This is a genomic window from Stenotrophomonas sp. ATCM1_4, assembly GCF_004348115.1.
GTDB classification, from domain to species: domain Bacteria; phylum Pseudomonadota; class Gammaproteobacteria; order Xanthomonadales; family Xanthomonadaceae; genus Stenotrophomonas; species Stenotrophomonas capsici.
In genome coordinates this window covers 1,739,687-1,756,624 of record NZ_QPFB01000001.1, presented here as the reverse complement: position 1 = coordinate 1,756,624, position 16,938 = coordinate 1,739,687, and the positions used below count along the sequence as shown (strand labels likewise).

Sequence of the window (16,938 nt, the reverse complement as noted above, 5' to 3'; positions counted from 1 at the left end):
CGCCCTGCCCCGTCTTCCAATCAACCCGGCAACACCGACGCCTGTCGCGCCAACTGCTCGATGCCGGCCCAGTCGCGGGCCTGCAGCAGCTCACGGGTGGTCAGCCAGCTGCCGCCCACGCACAGCACGTTGGGCAGGTGCAGGAACTGCGCGGCGGTCTGCGCGCTGATGCCGCCGGTCGGGCAGAAGCGCACGTCGCCGAACGGGCCGTTCCAGGCCGAGAGCATGGCCGCACCACCGGCCTGCACCGCGGGGAAGAACTTGAACGTATCCAGGCCCTGCTCCAGCCCGCGCATCAGCTCCGAGGAGGTGGCCACGCCCGGCAGCAACGGCAGGTCGGTGTCGCGCGCGGCGGCATACAGCCGGTCGGTGGCGCCCGGCGATACCGCGAAGCGGCCGCCAACCGCCTTGACCTGTTCCATCTGCGCCGCGCTCAGCACCGTGCCGGCGCCCACCACCGCATCGGGCACCGCCTCGACCATCGCCTTGATCGCGTCCAGCGCGATGGACGTGCGCAACGTCACCTCGATCACCGGCAGCCCGCCACGGAACAAGGCATGCGCCACCTGCACCGCATCGTCCACGTTCCCGGGGGTGAACACCGGGATCACCGGGGCCAGTTTGAGCACTGCGCGGACGCGCGGATCAGCGCCGGACATCGAATTTTCCTTCGCCCATCAGGGCCATCACGTCGGCCACGCCGACCGGGTTGAAATCACCGGGGATCGAGTGCTTCAGGCAACCGGCCGCCAGGCCGAAGCGAAGGGTGGTGTCGGCATCCAGGCCCTCGATCAACCCGTGCAGCACGCCCGCAGCGAACGCGTCGCCACCGCCGATGCGGTCAATGATATCGGTCAGCTCCTCGACCGGTGCGAGCGCGCGCGTGCCATCGCGGCCGAGCAGCATCGCACCGATCGAATGGTGGCCCACGCTGTGCGCGGTGCGCTGCGTGCAGGCCATGTACTGCAGGCGCGGGAAGGCGGCGAAGGCCATCGCCGCGGCCGCGTCCACGCGCGCCTGCGCGTCGGCCTGCGCGAACTCGCCGCCCAGCACCACGCCGATGTCACGGTAGTCGGCGAACACGATGTGCGCGCAGTCGAACAGGTCGCGCAGGATCGCCTTGGCGTCCCCGCCCCAACGTTCCCACAGCTTGGGCCGGAAGTTGCCGTCGAAGGAGACCTTGATGCCCAGCGCGCAGGCCGCGCGCGCGGCGTCGAGCGTGGCCTGCGCCGCCTCCGGCCCCAGTGCCGGGCTCACCCCGGACAGGTGCAGCCACTGCGCGCCCTGCAGCAGCGCCGGCCAGTCGTAGCTGTCGGCGCGCGCGCTGGCGAAGGCCGAATCGGCGCGGTCGTACACCACTTCGCTGGGACGATGGCCGGCACCGGTGGTCAGGAAGTACAGGCCCATGCGGCCTTCGGCGCGGCGCACCCGGCCGGTGTCCACGCCGTGGCGGCGCAGCTCGCCGGTGACCGCCGCACCGAGCGGGTTGTCGGCGACCACGCTGACCATGGCCACGTCATGGCCGAAGTGGGCCAGCGACACGCCGACATTGGCTTCGGCGCCACCGCAGTGCACCTCCAGGAAAGGGCTTTGCAGCAGCAGCTGGTGGCCGGGGGCGCCCAGCCGCAGCAGCAGCTCACCGAAACAGACAACGCGGGGGGAATTCATCGGGACTCCTGCTCATCGTCGAACCGGCGCGCATCATGGCACGGGAAATTGGCTATCGGTGTCATTTCACCGTTTCTGTCCTCCTGTCCCGTCGCCGCAATGGGCGGGAATGTCCTTGGGACAAGGTATTGCAAGGGTCTTGCGGCCTGTTGCAGTGCAAGATGCCCCGCCTTCACGCAGCTGTTACTTTCCATTTTGACTAGCGGTGTCATCCGCGCTCAGCAGTACATAACGATCAGCCGATTCGCATGTAGACCTTGGAGAGGGGAAGCACATGGATCCACGTAACGCATCAAAAAAGACACCGGTTACCTTGCTCGCGCTGGGCATCGGCCTGGCTCTGCAGGCCGGCACCGCCGCCGCCCAGGACGCGGGTACCGCGGCGACCGAACTGGATGCGGTGACCGTCACCGGCTACCGCGCCAGCGTCGAGAAGGCCCTGGACATCAAGCGCGGCGAAACCGGCATGGTCGATGCCATCGTCGCCGAGGACATCGGCAAGTTCCCGGACAGCAACCTGGCCGAATCGCTGCAGCGCATCCCCGGCGTGGTGATCACCCGTGACGGCGGCGAAGGCCGCAACATCTCGGTGCGCGGCCTGGGCCCGGACTTCACCCGCGTGCGCATCAACGGCCTGGAAGCGCTGAGCACGGTCGGCAGCAGCGATGGCCAGGGCGGCACCAACCGCGGCCGCGGCTTCGACTTCAACGTGTTCGCCTCGGACCTGTTCTCGCAGCTGATCGCGCGCAAGACCGCCTCGGCCGACGTGGAAGAGGGCTCGCTGGGCGCTACCGTCGACCTGCGCACCGCGCGTCCGTTCGACTACGACGGCCTGACCATCGTCGGCAACGTGCAGGCCGGCTACAACGATGCCTCGCAGTCGGCGATGCCGCGCTTCGCCGGCCTGATTTCCAACAACTGGGCCGACGGCAAGTTCGGCGCGTTGTTGTCGGTGGCGTATTCCGAGCGCGAGACGGTGGAAGAGGGCACCGGCACCGTGCGTTGGGCCGGTGGCAATACCAACGGTGGCTTCAACCCGGCCTCCGCGTTCAAGGATGCACTGCGTGCGGACGTATACTCGCCGCGCTTCCCGCGCTACACGCTGATGGAGCATGACCAGAAACGCCTGGGCGTGACCGGCGCGCTGCAGTTCAAGCCCAGTGACCGCACCACTTTCAGCCTGGATGCGCTGTACTCCAAGATCGACGCCAAGCGCGACGAGAAGTACATCGAGGCCAATGGCCTGAGCAAGTCCAGCAACGACGGCAAGAAGGAAATCCTGGTCAATGATGGCGAGGTGCGCAACGGCGCGCTGGTCTATGCGCAGATGGACAACGTCGACATCCGCGCCGAGAACCGCCACGACGAGTGGAGCACCGAGTTCTACCAGGTCAGCCTGGACGGCGAGCACCGCCTGAGCGACAACTTCACGATCACCGGCAAGGTCGGCACCTCGCGCTCCAAGCACGAGAACCCGATCCAGGCCACGATCATGATGGACAAGCTCAACGTCAAGGGCTACAGCTACGACTACCGTGGCAACGCCAACAAGCCGGTGTTCAACTACGGTATCGATCCGACCGACCCGAACGGCTGGACGCTGTCCACCGTGCGCCTGCGCCAGAACTACGTTTCCAACGACTTCGACAACGGCCAGCTTGAATTCTCCTGGGCCATCGCGCCGTCGTTCACGCTGGAAGGCGGCATCCAGGCCAAGAATTTCCGCTTCGATTCGATCGAACGCCGCCGTGCCGCCACCGAGACCAACGTGCCGACCTTCAACGGCAGCAAGATCGTGCCGGCTGACATGACCGAGCAGGCCAGCCTGCAGGGCATGAGCGGCTCGCCGGGCAAGTGGGTGGTCCCCAACTTCGACGCCATCGTCAATGCCTACGGCATCCTCAACGGCACCGGCGACTACGCCCTGGTCGATTACGCGGCCAGCATGCGCAGCGTCACCGAGCAGGACCGCGGCGCCTGGTTGATGGGCACGTTCGGCTTCGACATCGGCTCGGTGCCGGTATCGGGCAACATCGGTGCCCGTTACGTGAAGACCAAGCAGAGCTCCACAGGCGTGGCCACCGCGAGCGGCACGCCGATCAGCACCACGGTCGGCCGCGAGTACAACGACTTCCTGCCGTCGCTGAACCTGGTGGCGGAGATCACCCCGGACTTCCTGGTCCGCTTCGGCGCGGCCAAGGTGATGTCGCGTCCGGGCCTGGGCAGCCTGACTCCCGGCGTGACGGTCAATGTCAGCGGCAGTGCCCGCACGGTGAGCGGCGGTAACCCGATGCTCGACCCGATCCGTGCCAAGACCGCCGACCTGGGCTTCGAGTGGTACTTCAACGCCGGTGCGATGCTGGGCGTGGCGGTGTTCTACAAGGACATCGAGAGCTTCATCCAGAACACCCGCGAAAGCCGCATCTATTCGCAGAGCGGCCTGCCGGCCAACCTGCTCGATGGCACCACCGCCAGCGTCACCGACGAGTTCGTGTTCACCGTGCCGATCAACACCCCGGGCGGTGACCTGACCGGCGTGGAGTTCAACTACACCCAGCCGTTCACCTTCCTGCCGGGCAAGTGGTCGAACCTGGGCATGCAGCTCAACTACACCTACGTCGAATCCAAGATCCAGTACCTGACCAGCTCCGGCGCCGCGGCGCAGAAGACCGACCTCACCGGCCTGTCGAAGAACGCGTGGAATGCCACGCTGTTCTACGAAGGCGAGCGCTGGTCCGGGCGTGTCTCGGCCACCAACCGTGACGACTACCTGATCCAGGTACCGGGCACCGAGGCCGGCTTCAACAGCGCTGCCCAAGGCGTGCACGGCCAGAGCGGCACCACCTTCCTCGATGCCTCGATCCGTTACCGCATCAGCGACCAGCTGGAGATCAGCCTGGAAGGCGCCAATCTGACCAACGAGGCACAGGAGTCGTGGGTGTCCAACCCCTCGGTGTCGCTGCCGCTGGAGTACAGCGAGACCGGGCGCCAGTACACACTGGGCCTGCGCTACAAGTTCTGATGCTGCAAACCCGCCCCGGTGCAAGACCGGGGCGGGGCAATGATGGTGCGACGCAGGATGTGAAGACGCGTTGGCGTCGCTAACTTGGCCCCCCGCATGCGGAACCGTTCCGCCGCTGCATGCTTCCAAGAGACGCCCGATGTCCCCACGCTCCATTGTTTCCGTACTGCCCCCGTTGCTCCTGGCTTCCGCGCTGCTTGCTGCTCTCCCGGTGGTAGCGCGGGCTTCTTCGCCGGGCATGCTGTTCCGCGTATCGGCCGACAACGGTTTCGTCGCCGACAGCGCCCAGGGCGACCCGGTACCGAACTTCCAGGACAAGGTGAGCCTGGTCGATGACGGCGCGCACGGACGCGCCATCCAATGGCAGGACGACGGCGTGCTGTCCTGGAACGCGCCGGGCAACATCCAGGCCGCGCGCGGCACCTTGTCGTTCTTCTGGCGCGCGCGCTACGCGGTGGGTGAGGCGCCGTTCGTGATCTTCCGCGTCGGCTACGCCGACCACAGCAGCTGGGACATGGCCTGGCTGCGCATCGACTGGAACGGGCAGGGCTTCGACGCCTTCGTCACCGACGCCAACTTGGCGCGTACCCGTGTCTCGTTCAAGCTCGACCACATCCCCCGTCCCGAGCAGTGGCAGCACATCGCCTTCGGCTGGGACGAGGACCACGGCGTGAGGCTGTTCGTGGATGGCCGCGAAGTGGCGCGCGCCGAAACCACCGGTGACTATGACGCGGCGCTGGACCAGTTCGGCCTGGCCGGGCGGGTGATGGCGCCCTACCAGGTACAGAGTCGCTACAACTTCCTGCGCGGCAGCGACGTCGACGAGATCCGCGTCTACGACCGCCTGCTCGATGTCACCGCCGTCGCTGCATTGGCCCGCAATGCCGAGCCGCGCATCGCCGGGGAGGGGACCGGTTCGCAACGCGCGTGGTGGCACCGCCACGGTTGGGATGGCGCGCCACCGCCGTTGCTGTCCACGCCGGTGACCACGGTCCGCAAGGTCGAGTTCGCCGACGTCAAGGACAAGCAGCAGTGGATGTGGAAGGGCACCGACGGCATCGCCGAGACGACCTGGCCCGGCGTCTACAACCGCTCGCGCCTGCCCGGGCGCAATGACTACTTCCAGCTGCCGGACTGGAACACCTACGTCGAAGGCGGGCAGCGGCTGGACCTGACCGTACCCGAAGGCGAACGCATCAACCGCGTGGAGATCCGCGGCGCGGCGTTCGGCACGCTGGCCGGCACCGCCGGCACCCTGTTAACCCGCCCCAAGGGCGTGGTGCGCAGCGTGGACGGTTTCGCCGAGCAGCGCGGCGGGGTGCTGCACTTCAGCAACCTGGAGCAGGAGACGCCGATCCAGGAACTCTGGGGCTACCACGTCAGCGACGCAGCCGAGCCGGAAGGCACGGTCAAGCAGCGCTACCTGATCGACAGCAGCGTGCTGCCGGACTACACCAACATCGCCACCCTGCGCGACTACATCGACGGCCGCTTCGCCGCCGATGAGCGCAGCACGGTGATGGCGCTGCCCAAAGGGGCGGGCGCACGCAAGCGTGGCGCCGACACGTTGCCATCCACGCCGGCACCGATCGTGCACGTGCTGATCCCCTCCGGGGTGGGCGATGCGCCGGCGGCGCAGCCGCTGATCCGCAGCTGGGCCTACAGCTGGGAGAACATGCACGACGGCCTGGATGGCGTGGCCATCGACATCCCCGCGCTCGACCTGCCGGCCACGCATGACGGCCCGGACGGGAAGGTGATCCCGCTCAACATCCGCATCAAGGACCCGATCTGGCCGGCGCGCGACATGATCGACGTCTCGGTGTCGGTGAAGCCGGGCCAGGCCCGCACGCTGTGGCTGGACCTGCGTGATCGCATCCTCACCGCCGACAGCCTGTGGCTGTCGATCGCCTCGGCCGCACCGGGCTTCAACGCCACCTCGCTGGACGGGGCCGAAGTGCGCCTGGTCTTCAAGGACCGCAAGGAGGCGATCAAGGAGCACGTCGCCGACCGCTTCAACCAGGTGCGCGACAACTGGGGCTTCCTGGTCGAGGAGCACACCACCTCCAAGCGGCAGCGCCTTTACGCGCGCGTCTACGCCGACCTCAGTGACCTGCTGCGGGTGGACCCGGACCATGCGCTCGGCCGCCTGTACTGGAACTACATCAGCTACAACAGCCAGGGCAGGCCGCCGTTCACCACACCGCAAGCGCCGAAGGGCGTGCCGGCGTGGGCGTTCAACCAGCTCGAGGACCTCAAGCACGTGCGCCGCTTCGTCGACTGGTGGATCGACGAACGGCAGGTGGCGTACGGCGATTTCGGCGGTGGCATCTCCGACGATTCCGACCTGACCCAGCAGTGGCCGGGGCTGGCCCTGATGGGCGTGCAGCCGGACAAGCTCAACGCCTCGCTGACCGCGTTGTCCGACGCGGTGTACCGCAACGGCATGTTCTCCCATGGCCTGAGCACGATCGAGACCGACGAGCTGCATGCCTACGAGGAGGGCATCAACACCAACAGCGCGATGCTGTACCTCAACTGGGGCGACCCGCTCACCGTGGAGCGCCTGATGGAGACGGTGAAGGCCTTCGATGAACGCATCATCCTGCCCAATCCGCAGGGCCACCTGTTGTTCTCCAGCAACTGGTACGGCGGCAACAAGGTCTACCGCGAGCCGAACTGGCAGTGGCAGAAGCCGTACTCGTTCCCCGCGCTGCACCCGGCGTTCCTGGTCGGCGAGTACAACGCCGACCCGACCGGTCGCAAGCTGGTCACCGGCCTGGCCGACAGCTACCTGGCCCATGCCTACACCGACGACAAGGGACGCTGGGCCTTGCCCAACGAAATCCACTGGGCGACCGGCAAGACCCGCGGCGGCGAGTTGAACCAGGGCTCGGGCAGTGGCGATGTCATGCACCTGTTCTGGGCGGCCTGGCGCTGGAGCGGCGATGACCGCTACCTCAAGGGGCTGGACTACCGCGTGGCGCGTGGCGGCCCGGGCGTGCTGTCCAACCTCGGCGAGAACTACATCGATGTGCTCGGCCGCCAGCAGGACTGGGGCAGGCAACTGCTGGCCGAGGCCGACAAGGGGGCCGGCGGCTTTGCCAACATCACCGCCTGGCAGCTGACCGGCGACATGAAGTACCTGCAGCAACTGCACGCCGATGGCATCCAGGCCAAGGCGCAGCGCGAGTACATGAACACCGAGGGCCACTGGTGGAGTGATCGCGTGGAAGCACCCAGCGAGTTCCTGCAGCGCGTGCGCCTGGGCGGCATCGCGCTCAAGCGCAACCAGAGCTGGCCGGGCCACACCCTGAGCTGGTCGTTCGCGCAGCCCGACGGCGCGGAGCAGGTGGCGCTGGCGGTGCATGCGCCGTCGCGTGAGGCCTTCAAGGTGATTGCCTACAACGTGAGCAGCACGCCGCAGGATGCGACGTTGACCGGTTGGAACATCGCGCCGGGCACCTGGCGGATCCGCAGTGGCGTGGATCGTGACGGGGATGGCGTCATCGATGGCACCGCACAGGTGCGCGAGGTGCTGCTGGAGAAGAGCGTCGGCACCGGCCTGCGCTTCCTGCCGAAGCAGACCCAGGTGTTCGAATTCACCCTGGTCACGCCGGGCGAGCCGGTGGAGACGCGTGCGGACCTGGGCATCGGCCGCGGCGACCTGCGCGTGGAAGGCGAGCGCGTGCTGTTGACCGTGCACAGCCTGGGCCACGTGGCCACGCGCACCGGGCATGCGCTGCTGGAGGATGCGCGCGGGCGTGAAGTGGCGCGGGTGGCGATTCCGGCACTGGAAGCGCCGCTGGACCTGGTGCCGCGCACCGTGCAGGTGGCGTTGCCGTTGCCGGCAGGTTTCAACCGTAGCGGCGCGCGGGTGCGGGTGATGCAGGACGGGCAGGGCAGCGAAGTGACGCTGCGTAACAACAGTTTGCTGCTGAACTGAGGAGAATCGCGAAGAGCACCCCTCCCCAATCCCTCCCCTTGCCGATGGCAAAGGGAGGGGGCAAGAGCAGGCTTCATCGCGAACTGACAGCACTAAGCAGAACCGCCCCCTCCCTTTGCCGCAGGCAAGGGGAGGGCTGGGGAGAGGTCGCTTGAAGGGGCTTCAGCGAGAAGCCCGGCCCGTCGGGACGCTCACCCCCGCCAGCGACGCAGCACCGCGGCCTGGGCCCAACGCGCGGCGATGTTCGGCGCGGTGATGCACACCGCCTCGTCGGTCACGGTGGTTACCGCACGCTCCAGCAACTGGATGTCGGCCTCATGCTGGCGCGCCACGTGCGGGTCCTCGAAGAAGATCGCGCGCTGGCAGCGGTGCTCCAGCACGCGGTCGGCGATCTGTGCATCGCCGCCGAGCGGACCGCTCTGGAAACGCTGCACCCATTCCTTCTCGCGCGGCCAGCCGCGGCTCCACGCCATCTCGTTCAAGCGCTGGCCAGTGGTGCCGGTACCCACGCGTTCGGCGAACTGCGAGAGCACGTCGAAGTGCTCGGCGGCGAAGGCCAGCATCTGCGGCTTGCGCGCGTCGTGCGCGATCAACGCCAGGCACTGGTTGCCGAAGTCATTGAGGTCGTCCGCGCCGGGGTCCGGCGCCAGGCCGGCGTGGATGCGCTCCATCTCGATCCAGTCACGCGCGGTGGCCACCGTCGAGATGAAGGGCTTGCCGTGGATCACGCACTGGCGCTTGAGCGCGATGGCCTCGGGAAAGATCGACGACGGGTCCACCGGATCAATGAAGTAGATCGCGCCATCGAGCGTGCGCTCCGGCGAGCCCATGCCGACCACCTCGGCGACCAGCTTCATCAACCCGCCCTCGCGGCCATACGGGTAGCGGTGCAGGGCAGGGTAGTCGGCCAGCGGGCCGGCGCCGACGATGGCGTCATGGGTGCGGCCCACCGCATGCAGTTCCAGGCCCAGTTCGCGGATGCCGCCCTCGCAGGCACGCAGCCAACGGAACAGCGCCGCGTCGGTGCTTTCATGGTGCAGTCGGTTGGCGGCCAGGCCGATACGCATGACGGGAAACATCCGGAAGGGAGACGCCGCTAGTGTACGGCGTGCTCCGTTACCGCGAAGCGGCTCAGGCCTGCAGCAGCGTGACGATGCTTTCGGCTGCGTCGCGGCCTTCGGCCACCGCGGTCACCACCAGGTCCGCACCGCGTACCGCATCGCCGCCGGCGAACAGCTTGGGGTTGTGGGTCTGGTAGGGCAGGCGGCCGGCACCCCCGGCGATGATGCGGCCATTGCCGGTGGCTTCCACGCCCTGCGAACCCAGCCACTCGGGCAAGGTCGGCGAGAAGCCGAACGCAATGATCACCACGTCCGCCTCCAGCAGCGATTCACTGCCCTCGATCGGCTCGGCGTTGCGGCGGCCATTGGCATCGGGCGCGCCCAGTTGCGTCTCGACCACGGTCACGCCGATCACTTCGTCGTCGGCACCGGCTTCGATGGCGAGCGGTTGGCGGTTGAACAGGAAGCGCACGCCTTCCTCGCGCGCGTTGGCCACTTCGCGCGCCGAGCCCGGCATGTTGGCCTCGTCGCGGCGGTAGGCACAGGTGACGCGCGCCGCGCCCAGGCGGATCGCGCTGCGCACGCAGTCCATGCCGGTGTCGCCACCGCCGAGCACCACCACGCGCTTGCCGTTGAGGTCGGGCAGGGCGATCTGGTCCTCCCAGCCGGCAATCGGTCGGCCATGCGGATCGTCGCCGCCGACGATGCGGCTGTTCTGCACCAGGAACGGCAACGCCGGCAGCACGTTCTTCAGGTCCTGGCCGATCAGCCCGCCATCGGTGTAGCGGTACGCACCGGTGCCGAGGAACACCGCGTCGTAGTCGGCCTGCAGTTGATCGACGGTGATGTCGCGGCCGATCTCCACGCCCAGCCGGAATTCCACGCCCATGCCTTCGAGGATCTCGCGGCGGCGGCCAATCACGCTCTTGTCGAGCTTGAAGCTGGGGATGCCGAATTGCAGCAGGCCACCGATCTGTTCATAGCGGTCGAACACCACCGCCTGGATGCCGGCGCGCGCCAGGCGGTCGGCACAGGCCAGCCCGGCCGGGCCGGCGCCGACGATGGCCACGCGCTTGCCGGTGGACTGCACCGCGTGCAGGTCCGGCTTCCAGCCGGTGGCCAGTGCGGTATCGACGATGTACTTCTCCACCGCACCGATGGTGACCGCACCGAACTCCTCCAATGTGCAGCTGCCTTCGCACAGGCGGTCCTGCGGGCAGACGCGGCCGCACACTTCGGGCAGCGGATTGGTTGAGTGGCACAGTGTCGCGGCTTCGTGGATGCGGTCTTCCTGCACCAGCTGCAGCCACTGCGGGATGGCGTTGTGCACCGGGCACTTCCAGCTGCAGTACGGGTTGCCGCAGTCCAGGCAACGGCCGGCCTGATACTGCGCGTCGGCCTTGTCGAACTTGCCGTACAACTCGCCCCAATCGCCGGACGTGCGCAGTTCCACCGGGATGCGCTGCGGCATGGTGCGGGGGAGGTCGAGGAACTGGAAGGCTTGCTTGCGGCTCATGGGAACTCATTGCGTCTGGGAGGCTCCCTTCTCCCGCGTGCGGCAGAAGGTGCCCCGAAGGGGCGGATGAGGGAGGCTTTCAAAGCGCCCTCACCCCGGCCCTCTCCCGTAGACGGGAGAGGGGGACAGTGCATCAGGCAGCGTTGCGCAGCGCGGCAGCCAGCGATTCGATGCTGGCCGCCTTGGGCTTCACCAGCCAGAACTTGCCGACGTAGTCGCGGAACTCGTCCAGGATCTGCTGCGCCCAGATGCTGCCGGTCATCTCGCGATGACGGCCGATCAAGGTGTGCAGGTGCTGGCGGTAGCTTTCGAAGCCCTCGGCCGAGATGCGGTGGATGTCGATCAGCTCGTGGTTGTAGCGGTCCACGAAATCGCGGTCGATATCCAGCACGTAGGCCAGGCCGCCGGTGAAGCCGGCACCGAAGTTCAGGCCGACCTTGCCGAGCACGGCGACGATGCCGTCGGTCATGTACTCGCAGCAATGGTCACCAGCACCTTCGATCACCGCCAGCGCGCCGGAGTTGCGCACGCCGAAGCGTTCGCCAGCACGGCCTGCGGCAAACAGCTCGCCGCCGGTGGCGCCGTACAGGCAGGTGTTGCCGATGATCGCCGTGTTGCGGGCCTCGAAGCGCGCACCACGCGGCGGACGCACCACCAGCCGGCCACCGGCCATGCCCTTGCCGACGTAGTCATTGGCTTCGCCTTCCACCTCCAGGTTCAGGCCATCGACGTTGAACGCGCCCAGGCTCTGCCCGGCGGTGCCGCGGAAGCGCAGGTTCAGCGGTGCCTCGGCCATGCCGTGGTTGCCATGCGCGCGGGCGATGGCGCCGGCCAGGCGCGTGCCCACCGAGCGGTCGGTGTTGTGGATCAGGAAGCGATGCTCGCCGCCGCGCTTGTGCGCGATGGCGTCGGCCAGCAGGTCGTCCATCTGCGTGGCCAGGCTGTCCGGTGACTGGTACAGGCGCTGTGCGGCACAGTGCGAGCCTGCGTACTGCGCCGGCGCGAGCAGGCGCGACAGGTCGACCTTGACGCCTTCGCGCGGCGAGACTTCCAACTGCTCCAGCAGGTCGGTGCGGCCGACGATCTCGTCCAGCGAACGCGCGCCCAGCAGCGCCAGCCACTCGCGCACTTCCTCTGCCAGCAGCCGGAAGAAGTTCTCCACGCGCTCGGGCAGGCCGGTGAAGTAGCCCTCGCGCAGGCGCTCGTCCTGGGTGGCCACGCCGGTGGCGCAGTTGTTGAGGTGGCAGATGCGCAGGTACTTGCAGCCCAGCACGATCATCGGGCCGGTGCCGAAGCCGAAGCTGTCGGCGCCGAGCAGTGCGGCCTTGATCACGTCCAAGCCGGTCTTCAAGCCGCCATCGGTCTGCAGGATGGTGCGGCTGCGCAGGTCGTTGCCGATCAATGCCTGGTGCGACTCGGCCAGGCCCAGTTCCCACGGCACGCCGGCATAGCGGATCGAGCTGATCGGCGAGGCACCGGTGCCGCCATCATGGCCGGACACGGTGATCAGGTCGGCGCCGGCCTTGACCACGCCGGCGGCAATCGTGCCGACGCCGGCATGGCTGACCAGCTTCACCGATACCAGTGCGTCCGGATTGACCTGCTTCAGGTCGTAGATCAGCTGCGCCAGGTCCTCGATCGAATAGATGTCGTGGTGCGGCGGCGGCGAGATCAGGCCGATGCCCGGCTTGGCGTAACGCAGCCGCGCGATCAGTTCGTTGACCTTGTGGCCGGGCAGCTGGCCGCCTTCGCCGGGCTTGGCGCCCTGGGCGACCTTGATCTGCAGCACTTCGGCGTTGACCAGGTACTCGGCGGTGACGCCGAAGCGGCCCGAGGCCACCTGCTTGATCTTGGAACGCTTCTCGGTGCCGTAACGCACCGGGTCTTCACCGCCTTCGCCGGAGTTGGAACGGCCACCGAGGCGGTTCATCGCGATTGCCAACGCCTCATGCGCTTCGGGCGACAGCGCACCCAGCGAAATGGCGGCGGTGTCGAAGCGCTTGAACAGCGCCTCGGCCGGTTCCACTTCCTCCAGCGGCACCGGCGTGGCCGCCGGCTTGAGCTGCAACAGATCGCGCAGCGCCGAGGTCGGGCGCGAATGCACCGCGTCCATGTACCTGCGCCAGTCCTCGGCCTTGCCGGTGCGCGCGGCGCGCTGCAGGGTCAGCACCACGTCCGGGTTGTACATGTGGTATTCGCCGCCATGCACGTACTTGAGCAGGCCGCCCACTTCGGCCGGCGCCAGTTCGTTCCACGCACGCGCGGTGAGTTCACGCGCCTCGGTATCCAGCCGCGCCAGGTTGACGCCGCCGATGCGCGCGGTGGCATCCGGGAAGCACAGCTGCACCACATCCGGATCAAGGCCGATGATCTCGAACAACTGCGCGCCGCGGTAACTGGCCACGGTGCAGATGCCCATCTTGGAGATGATCTTGCTCAGGCCCTTGTAGATGCCCTTGCGGTAGCTGCGGCCGATCTGCGAGACCTCACCGCCCTTCTTCAGCTGCAGGATGCCGCGCCGGCCCATGTCGAACAGCGTCTGGTAGGCCAGGTACGGGTACACCGCGGTGGCACCGTAGCCGAGCAGGCAGGCCATGTGGTGCGCGTCGCGCGCGGTACCGGTCTCCACGATCAGGTTGACGTCGCAGCGCAGGCCCACCTTGGACAGGTGGTGGTGCACCGCGCTGGTGGCCAGCAACGCATGCACCATCGGGCGGTCCGGCACCGGGTAGCGGTCGGACAGCAGCAGCACCACGATGCCGTCGCGCGCGGCCTGCTCGCACTGCGCGCAGATCCGCTCGATGCCGGCCTTGATGCCTTCCTCGACGCTGTAGGACAGGTCGATCAACCGGTTGCGGTCGACGTACTGCGGCATCTTCACCAGCTGGCGCAGCTTGCGCTGGCTGAGCACCGGCGAGTTGAGGATGACGTGGTTCACCGTCTCCGGGCCGGCATGGAAGATGTTGGTCTCCTTGCCCAGCTGGGTGCTCAGCGACATCGCGCAGTCTTCGCGCAGCGGGTCGATCGGCGGGTTGGTAACCTGTGCGAAGGCCTGGCGGAAGTAGTCGTACAGCGGCCGGGTGTTGCGGCTGAGCACGGCGATGGGGGTGTCATCGCCCATCGAGCCGGTGGCTTCCTGGCCGGTCTCGGCCAACGGGCGCAGCACCTGCTCCACTTCCTCGGACGTGAGCTGGAACAGCTTGTGGTAGCTGCGCAGGGTCGGCTCGTCGAACGGCTCCTCGGCCAGCGATGGGTCGATCAGCTCGGTCTGCAGGTAGGTCACGCCCTGGTGCAGCCACTGCTTGTAGGGCGCGCGCGCCCGGTTGATGCGGTCGATCGCGTCGGAGTCGAGCAGGTCGCCGCGCTTGAGGTCGATGGCCATCATCTGGCCCGGGCCCAGCTTGCCCTTGCGCACCACCCGCTCGGTGGGCACTTCCCACACGCCGGCTTCGGAGGCGACCAGGAAGTGGCGGTCGGAGGTTAGCAGCCAGCGCGCCGGGCGCAGGCCGTTGCGGTCCAGCGTGCAGGCGGCATAGCGGCCATCGCAGGCGACGATGCCGGCCGGGCCGTCCCACGGCTCGGTGTTGAGCCCGTAGAACTCGTAGAACGCGGCCAGGTCGGCGTCCTTGAACTCCAGCGACTGGGTCGCCGGCGGTACCAGGATGCGCAGCGCCTGGATCAGCTCCATGCCACCGGCGACCATCAGCTCGAGCATGTTGTCCATGCTCTGCGAGTCCGAGCCGTGCATCGAGATCACCGGGTCGAACTGGGCGATGTCGAACTTCGGGGTCTTCCACACCTTGCTGCGCGCCTGCGCCCAGTGGCGGTTGCCTTCGATGGTGTTGATCTCGCCGTTGTGGGCGAGCATGCGGAACGGGTGCGCCAGCGGCCAGCGCGGCATCGTGTTGGTGGAGAAGCGCTGGTGGAACACCACCACGCTGGCGGCCAGTTCGTGGCGCTGCAGGTCCGGGTAGAAGCTGCTCAGCTTGTCCGGCAGCACCATGCCCTTGTAGCTGATGGCGTCGGCGCTGAGCGTGGTGACGTAGTAGTCGGCCACCTCGCGCAGCTGCTGCTCGCTGCGGCGGCGCGCCAGGAACAGCGCCAGCGCGAACTGCTCGGCGCCCTGGCTGGCATCGGCATCAACGAATACCTGCTCGATCTTCGGCAGCGTATCGCGGGCCAGTTCACCGCAGACGCTGGCATCGGTGGGTACCTCGCGCCAGCCACGCGGGTGGCAGCCGGCGCTGCGCAGTTGGGCATCCAGTTCGTCGCGACAGCGCTGCGCGGCGTCGGCGTCGTGCGGCAGGAACACCACGCCGGCGGCGAAGTTCGGGCCGATGCGGATGCCGGCTTCCTCGGCCAGCTGGCGCAGGAACACCGTGGGCTTGCGCAGCAGCAGGCCGCAGCCGTCGCCGGTGAGCCCGTCGGCGGCCACGCCGCCGCGGTGGGTCATGCGCGAGAGCGCGGCGATGGCGGTGTCGACCAACAGGCGGGACGGCTGGTCATCGAGCTGGGCGACCATGCCGAAACCACAGGCGTCGCGTTCGTCTTGCGGGTCGTAAAGCCCTTGCGGGGTACCGGCGGCCATCTGTGCCTCGTAGCGATGTCAGGTGAGCGGCGACACTTCCGCCCGCTCGCCAAGCACGCCATGCACACGGGGGTGAGGCGCGCCGCACGTACTGCAATCGCTCGGCTTGTCTGGGGAAAGGCTGGAGGTGGTCGCCGTCACGGCGTTCGTTACCAGCGCAGGCGCCCTCGCGCTCACCCAGTGCACACGATGTGCTCTTCCTGGAGCGCACCTGAAGGTCACCGGATGCGATCGACTAGATCACACATGTTGCGACGCCGCAATACATCGTTGCTTGCGCAACCAAAGCCTTGCAGGACAAGGCTTTGGCGGTTTCCTGTTCAGCCGCAGCGGACGCCGCTGATGACGCCCTTGTCATCCACTTCGATGTTCAGGCGTTCGCCGATGAACTCCATGGTGATGGGCTGGTTGGGCTTGAGCAGGCGAACATCGTTGGCGCCGGCGTCTTCCTTGGCCTGCGCCTGCATGGCGTCGGAATAGGTCTGGCCGACCAGACCCTGCACCTGGCTGGCGTCGCAGCTGCCCGGCGGCGGCGGGGTGGGATCGGCATCGGCGGCAGCGGCCTGGGCGGCCTGCTGGGCCTGGTCCAGGACCTGGTCCTGCTCCTCCGGGGGTGGGCCCTTGCAGGCGCCCAGCAGCAACACGAGTGCGGTGGTGGCAATCAGGGCGGCGGGGCGGCGCAGGGCGCGCGGCGTCGACGGGAATTGCATCGGTACTCCAAGGCATGTGAAGACGGAGCAAGCATATCGCTTGCATCCGTACCTGTGCCGCTTCCGGTGAACGGATTCAGCCGCAGCGCAGTGCGGTGATGTTGTTGGTGCGGCCGACTTCGATGGTCAGGTGGTCGCCACCGCTGCTGGCCGGTGCCGGTTCGGAGGCGGTGGTGGTGCCATCGGAACCCCGCACCACGCTGACGTGCAGGCTGTCGCTGTCCACCCGCGCGCGCTCCACCGTGCCAGGGCCGGCGGCCAGGCCGACCGCGCCGCGCACCCTGTCGGTGTGGCATTGGCCCGAGATGACGCCGTCGATGGGTTGCACCTGGGTGACCCGTGCGGTGCTGCAGGCGGCGCAGGCCAAGGAGAGACCAGCCAGAAGAACAATGCGGTGCATGGCGCGCTCGGCTTCGATGGGGGAGGT

Annotated in this window: 9 protein-coding genes; 2 read left to right on the top strand and 7 right to left on the bottom strand. The window is 67.8% G+C overall.

Annotated features, from left to right (window positions below):
* Positions 1-20 precede the first annotated feature (20 nt).
* Positions 21-659, bottom strand: a complete 639-nt coding sequence (eda, locus tag ATCM_RS08110) for a bifunctional 4-hydroxy-2-oxoglutarate aldolase/2-dehydro-3-deoxy-phosphogluconate aldolase (RefSeq protein ID WP_132864038.1) — start codon at positions 657-659, stop codon at positions 21-23.
* Positions 646-1,668, bottom strand: a complete 1,023-nt coding sequence (locus tag ATCM_RS08105) for a sugar kinase (protein WP_132864037.1) — start codon at positions 1,666-1,668, stop codon at positions 646-648. The genes eda and ATCM_RS08105 overlap by 14 nt, the downstream gene beginning before the upstream one ends.
* Before the next feature lie 274 nt (positions 1,669-1,942).
* Here ATCM_RS08105 and ATCM_RS08100 point away from each other — a divergent pair, with 274 nt between their 5' ends.
* The gene (locus ATCM_RS08100) at positions 1,943-4,690 is read left to right on the top strand and encodes a TonB-dependent receptor (RefSeq protein WP_132864036.1); all 2,748 of its coding nucleotides are present in this window, start codon (positions 1,943-1,945) and stop codon (positions 4,688-4,690) included.
* Between the two features lie 139 nt (positions 4,691-4,829).
* A complete protein-coding gene (locus ATCM_RS08095; protein WP_132864035.1) occupies positions 4,830-8,636 on the top strand; it encodes a LamG-like jellyroll fold domain-containing protein in 3,807 nt (1,268 codons plus the stop codon).
* A gap of 191 nt (positions 8,637-8,827) precedes the next feature.
* Here ATCM_RS08095 and ATCM_RS08090 read toward each other — a convergent pair whose 3' ends face one another.
* The 5 genes from ATCM_RS08090 to ATCM_RS08070 all read right to left on the bottom strand — a co-directional run bounded on the left by ATCM_RS08090 (position 8,828) and on the right by ATCM_RS08070 (position 16,911).
* Positions 8,828-9,703 carry a methylglyoxal synthase gene (locus ATCM_RS08090; RefSeq protein WP_132864034.1) on the bottom strand — a complete coding sequence of 292 codons (876 nt, stop codon included), beginning with the start codon at positions 9,701-9,703 and terminating at the stop codon, positions 8,828-8,830.
* A 64-nt stretch (positions 9,704-9,767) separates the two neighbouring features.
* Positions 9,768-11,213, bottom strand: a complete 1,446-nt coding sequence (locus ATCM_RS08085) for an FAD-dependent oxidoreductase (RefSeq protein WP_132864033.1) — start codon at positions 11,211-11,213, stop codon at positions 9,768-9,770.
* 133 nt (positions 11,214-11,346) lie between these two features.
* Positions 11,347-15,801, bottom strand: coding sequence for a glutamate synthase large subunit (gene gltB / locus ATCM_RS08080; protein WP_132864032.1), 4,455 nt, complete (start codon positions 15,799-15,801; stop codon positions 11,347-11,349).
* A 320-nt stretch (positions 15,802-16,121) separates the two neighbouring features.
* Entirely contained in the window at positions 16,122-16,511 is a 390-nt protein-coding gene (locus ATCM_RS08075) for an I78 family peptidase inhibitor (RefSeq protein WP_132864030.1), read from the bottom strand.
* A 76-nt stretch (positions 16,512-16,587) separates the two neighbouring features.
* Complete coding sequence (locus tag ATCM_RS08070) at positions 16,588-16,911, bottom strand: hypothetical protein (protein ID WP_132864028.1); 324 nt, start codon at positions 16,909-16,911, stop codon at positions 16,588-16,590.
* Positions 16,912-16,938 lie beyond the last annotated feature (27 nt).

What these genes read in the sequence shown, in the direction of transcription:
- eda (WP_132864038.1), bottom strand. Translation starts at nt 659, where the DNA reads ATGTCCGGCGCTGATCCGCGCGTCCGCGCAGTGCTCAAACTGGCCCCG.
- ATCM_RS08105 (WP_132864037.1), bottom strand. Translation starts at nt 1,668, where the DNA reads ATGAATTCCCCCCGCGTTGTCTGTTTCGGTGAGCTGCTGCTGCGGCTG.
- ATCM_RS08100 (WP_132864036.1), top strand. Translation starts at nt 1,943, where the DNA reads ATGGATCCACGTAACGCATCAAAAAAGACACCGGTTACCTTGCTCGCG.
- ATCM_RS08095 (WP_132864035.1), top strand. Translation starts at nt 4,830, where the DNA reads ATGTCCCCACGCTCCATTGTTTCCGTACTGCCCCCGTTGCTCCTGGCT.
- ATCM_RS08090 (WP_132864034.1), bottom strand. Translation starts at nt 9,703, where the DNA reads ATGCGTATCGGCCTGGCCGCCAACCGACTGCACCATGAAAGCACCGAC.
- ATCM_RS08085 (WP_132864033.1), bottom strand. Translation starts at nt 11,213, where the DNA reads ATGAGCCGCAAGCAAGCCTTCCAGTTCCTCGACCTCCCCCGCACCATG.
- gltB (WP_132864032.1), bottom strand. Translation starts at nt 15,801, where the DNA reads ATGGCCGCCGGTACCCCGCAAGGGCTTTACGACCCGCAAGACGAACGC.
- ATCM_RS08075 (WP_132864030.1), bottom strand. Translation starts at nt 16,511, where the DNA reads ATGCAATTCCCGTCGACGCCGCGCGCCCTGCGCCGCCCCGCCGCCCTG.
- ATCM_RS08070 (WP_132864028.1), bottom strand. Translation starts at nt 16,911, where the DNA reads ATGCACCGCATTGTTCTTCTGGCTGGTCTCTCCTTGGCCTGCGCCGCC.